This window comes from Micromonospora sp. AMSO12t, assembly GCF_008806585.1.
Lineage (GTDB): Bacteria > Actinomycetota > Actinomycetes > Mycobacteriales > Micromonosporaceae > Micromonospora > Micromonospora reichwaldensis.
Genome location: NZ_WAAS01000414.1, coordinates 1 through 3,786 on the forward strand (window position 1 = coordinate 1; position 3,786 = coordinate 3,786).

The 3,786-nt window shown below is 75.1% G+C and carries 3 protein-coding genes and 1 pseudogene; 3 read left to right on the forward strand and 1 reads right to left on the reverse strand.

Annotated features, from left to right (window positions below; translation table 11 throughout):
* From F6X68_RS31470 to F6X68_RS31480, 3 genes are all read left to right on the forward strand, one after another.
* On the forward strand, positions 1 to 1,414 hold a 1,414-nt coding region (locus tag F6X68_RS31470; RefSeq protein WP_370519020.1), incomplete at its 5' end, for a trypsin-like peptidase domain-containing protein.
* 175 nt (positions 1,415 to 1,589) lie between these two features.
* The gene (locus F6X68_RS31475; protein ID WP_151457651.1) at positions 1,590 to 2,261 is read left to right on the forward strand and encodes a BON domain-containing protein; all 672 of its coding nucleotides are present in this window, start codon (positions 1,590 to 1,592) and stop codon (positions 2,259 to 2,261) included.
* 186 nt (positions 2,262 to 2,447) lie between these two features.
* Positions 2,448 to 3,509, forward strand: coding sequence for a glycosyltransferase family 4 protein (locus F6X68_RS31480; protein ID WP_151457652.1), 1,062 nt, complete (start codon positions 2,448 to 2,450; stop codon positions 3,507 to 3,509).
* 10 nt (positions 3,510 to 3,519) lie between these two features.
* Here F6X68_RS31480 and F6X68_RS33770 read toward each other — a convergent pair.
* Positions 3,520 to 3,786: pseudogene (locus tag F6X68_RS33770) on the reverse strand (serine/threonine protein kinase); the annotation flags it as partial.

Below are 3,786 nucleotides of genomic sequence, written 5' to 3' on the forward strand. Positions count from 1 at the left end.
CGTTGCGCAGCACCCGGCCGCTGGCCAGCCCCAGCCGGCTCATCCGCAGGCCGCCGGCCAGCCCGGTCACCCGCACGCGGCGGGCCAGTCCGGTTACCCGCAGGCCGCGGGCCAGTCCGGTTACCCGCACGCCGCGGGTCAGCCCGGCTACCCGCAGGCCGCGGGTCAGCCCGGCTACCCCCAGGCCGCCGGGCAGCCAGGTCACCCGCAGTCCGGCTACCCGCAGGCTCCCGGCGCGCCCTGGTACGGCCAGCAGTCCGGCTGGAGCGGCGGGGGACAGCCGGGACAGCCGTACGGTCACCAGCCGCACCCCTCCGGCCAGCCCGTCCCGCCCTGGGCGGCCCCGCAGACGGCGGGCCCCCGGCCAAGCCGGATCGCCAAGTTCGCCGGCGCCGGGGTGGCGGTCTTCGCGCTGATGCTCGGCTCGGGCGTCGCCGGCGGGGCGCTCGCGCTCGCCGTCGACGGCGACTCGGGCATCACCCGCACCTACTCCGCCGCGCCGATCATCAACGGCGCCGACCTGCCCCGGATCGCCGCCGCCGTGCAGCCCAGCGTCGTCTCGATCGGCACGGACAACGGCGAGGGCTCCGGCGTGATCCTCACCGCCGACGGCTTCGTGCTCACCAACAACCACGTGGTCGCCTCCGCCACCGACGGCAAGGCCGTGGTGACCTTCGCCGACGGCAAGACCGCCGAGGCCAAGATCGTCGGCACCGACCCGAAGACCGACCTCGCGGTGGTCAAGGCCAACGGCGTCAGCGGCCTCAAGGCCGCCACCTTCGGAGACAGCGACGCCATGCAGGTCGGCGACCAGGTGCTCGCCCTCGGCAGCCCGCTGGGCCTCCAGGGCTCGGTCACCGCCGGCATCCTCAGCGCCCGGGACCGCACCATCCAGGCGGGCAGTGGGCAGCAGCGGCAGGACCCGGCGCAGGGGGCCAGCTCGATCGCGGGGCTGCTCCAGACCGACGCGCCGATCAACCCGGGCAACTCCGGCGGCGCACTGGTCAACACCAGGGGCGAGGTGATCGGCATCAACACCGCGATCGCCACCGCCGGGCAGGGCAGCAGCGGCAACATCGGCGTCGGCTTCGCCATCCCCAGCAACAAGGCCAAGGACGTGGCCGGCAAGCTCCAGCGGGGCGAGAAGGTCAGCCACCCGTCGCTCGGGGTCAGCGTGACCCCCGCCGAGGGCGGCGGGGCCCTGGTCGCCGCCGTCACGCCGGGCAGCCCCGCCGAGAAGGCCGGCCTGCAGCGCGGCGACGTGGTCACCCGGTTCGGCGACAAGGCCGTCAACGACTCGGACGACCTGGTCGGCGCCGTGCAGGCCGGCAAGGTCGGCGACCGGGTCGAGGTGACCTACAAGCGCAACGGCACCGAATCCCGGGCGACCGTGACGCTCGCCGAGACGTCGTAACCGGCAACCGAAGACATTCCTCCTCCCTCCGGGCGGCGGGTGGCGGGGCCAAGGGGGTTGGCTCCGTCACCCGTCGCTCCCTCTGACGGCGGTTCACCCGGTGCGGGTGAGCCGCCGTCACCCGTCGCGCCGGGATCGTCGGCAGTCAGGACCGGCGAGGCGTACGGAGGGTGCGATGACCACGGCAGCGGCCGTTCGGACCGACGAGCGGATCCAGCGGGACGTGCTCGACGAACTGGGCTGGGACGCCCAGGCGCAGCCGAACGAGATCGGGGTGACCGTCCACGACGGCGTGGTCACCCTGACCGGCTGGGTCGACGGGTACGCGCGGAAGTGGGCGGCGCGGCGCTGCGCGCAGCGCGTACGGGGGGTGCGGGCGGTCGCCGACGACGTCGAGGTGCGCCTGCCCGGCGAGCCGGGGCGTACGGACGCCGAGATCGCGATCGCGGCGGGCCGGGCGCTGGAGTGGGACAGCTTCGTCCCCGCCGAGCGGCTGGACGTCACCGTGGCCAACGGCTGGGTGATGCTCCGTGGCGAGGTGGAGTTCGGCTGGCAGCGGCGTACCGCCGAGCGGGAGTTGCGCCGGCTGCGGGGCGTACGCGGGGTGACCAACCTGGTCGAGGTGCGCCCCGTCGCCCGTACCGACAGCGAGCGGCTCCGGCGCGACCTCCAGCGGGCGCTGGGGCGCGGCATCGGCACGGAGCGGGTGACCGTCCAGGTGGACGGGGACACGGTCGTGCTGACCGGGGTGGTGCGCTCCTGGTGGGAAAGGGACGAGGCGGAGCGGGTGGCCTGGTCCGGCGAGGGGGTACGGGCGGTGCGGGAGCAGCTCCTCGTGGGCGGGTGACCGCCCGGATCGTCCCGTTTAGTGGCGCCGCCGCCGGGAACCCGTCGTCGATCCCGCCCGCCCAGCGGGCACCGGTCGCGGCGGGGCCGGTCCGGTGATGCCACAGCAGTGACCGAGGGGGAGGAATCCGTGGCCGTGAACCATCCGTCGCCCGACCGATCGGCACCGCGGCCGTTGCGGATCGCGATGGTGGTGCCGCCGTGGCTGTCGGTGCCGCCGCCCGGCTACGGCGGGCTGGAACAGGTGGTGACCGGCCTGGTGGAGACGCTGGTCGACCGGGGTCACGCGGTCACCGTGTTCGGGGCGGGCCGGGAGCACGGGACCGCGGCGGCGTTCGTCTCCACGGTGCCCGAACTCCAGTTCGACCGGCTCGGCGAGGCGCTGCCCGAGCTGGCCCACCTGGCCCGGGTCAACCACCGGGTCCACGCAGGCGACTTCGACATCGTCCACGACCACACCACCATCGGCCCGCTGATCGCCGGCCACCGGGCCGTGCCCACCGTCGCCACCGTGCACGGCAACCCCGTCGGCGAGTACGGCGACGTGCTCAGCGAGACCGACAGGGGGGTCGGGCTGGTGGCCATCTCGCATGCCCAGCGCCGGCTCAACCCGCCGCTGCACTGGGTCGGTACGGTGCACAACGCGATGGACGTCCGGGGCATCCCGCACAAGACCGCCCCCGGGCGGGGGCCGGTGCTCTGGCTGGCCCGGTTCAGCCCCGACAAGGGCCCGGACGTTGCCATCCGGGCCTGCCGGGCCGCCGGCCTGCCGCTGGTGCTGGCCGGCAAGTGCAACGAGCCGGCCGAGCGCCGCTACTACGACCAGGTGGTCCGGCCCCTGCTCGGCGAGGACGTCCGGGTGGTGCTCGACGCCGACCGGGCCGAGGCGCTGCGGCTGCTGGTCGAGGCCCGGTGCCTGATCATGCCGATCCGGTGGGACGAACCGTTCGGCATGGTGATGGTGGAGGCGATGGCGACCGGGACACCGGTGGTGGCGCTGGACCGGGGGGCGGTGCCGGAACTCGTCCGACCGGGAAGGACCGGCCTGATCTGCGAGCACGTGGACGAGCTGCCGAGCGCCCTGCGCGCGGCGACGGGCATCGATCCGGCGGCCTGCGTCGCGCACGTGGCGGAGAACTTCTCCACCGGGCGGATGGCCACCGGCTACGAGGAGGTGTACCGCCGCTTCATCGCGGAGGCGGCGTCGCCCGAGGCGGCCCGGGCGCCGGTCCGGGCGCGGGCCCGCTGACCGCCGGCGGTCAGACCTGCGCCGCCCCGAGCGCGGTGATCGCGCTGTCCAGCCGGCGGGCGTAAGCGTCGGTGAGGGCGCCCTCGCCGCGCCGGATCGCGACCTTCTCGCGGAGCCGGGCGATCCGCTCGCCCAGGTCGCCCGAGCGGGCGCGGGCCGCGTCGGTCAGGTTACGCAGCTCGTTGCGGAAGTCGAGGCCGACGTCGGGGCGGATCCCCCCGTCGTCGAGACCGGCGCCGATCAGCCCGTCGACCCGGTTGGCCGCCTCGATGAGGTC

Coding starts and splice junctions, on each gene's coding strand:
- F6X68_RS31475 (WP_151457651.1), top strand. CDS start 1,590: ATGACCACGGCAGCGGCCGTTCGGACCGACGAGCGGATCCAGCGGGAC.
- F6X68_RS31480 (WP_151457652.1), top strand. CDS start 2,448: ATGGTGGTGCCGCCGTGGCTGTCGGTGCCGCCGCCCGGCTACGGCGGG.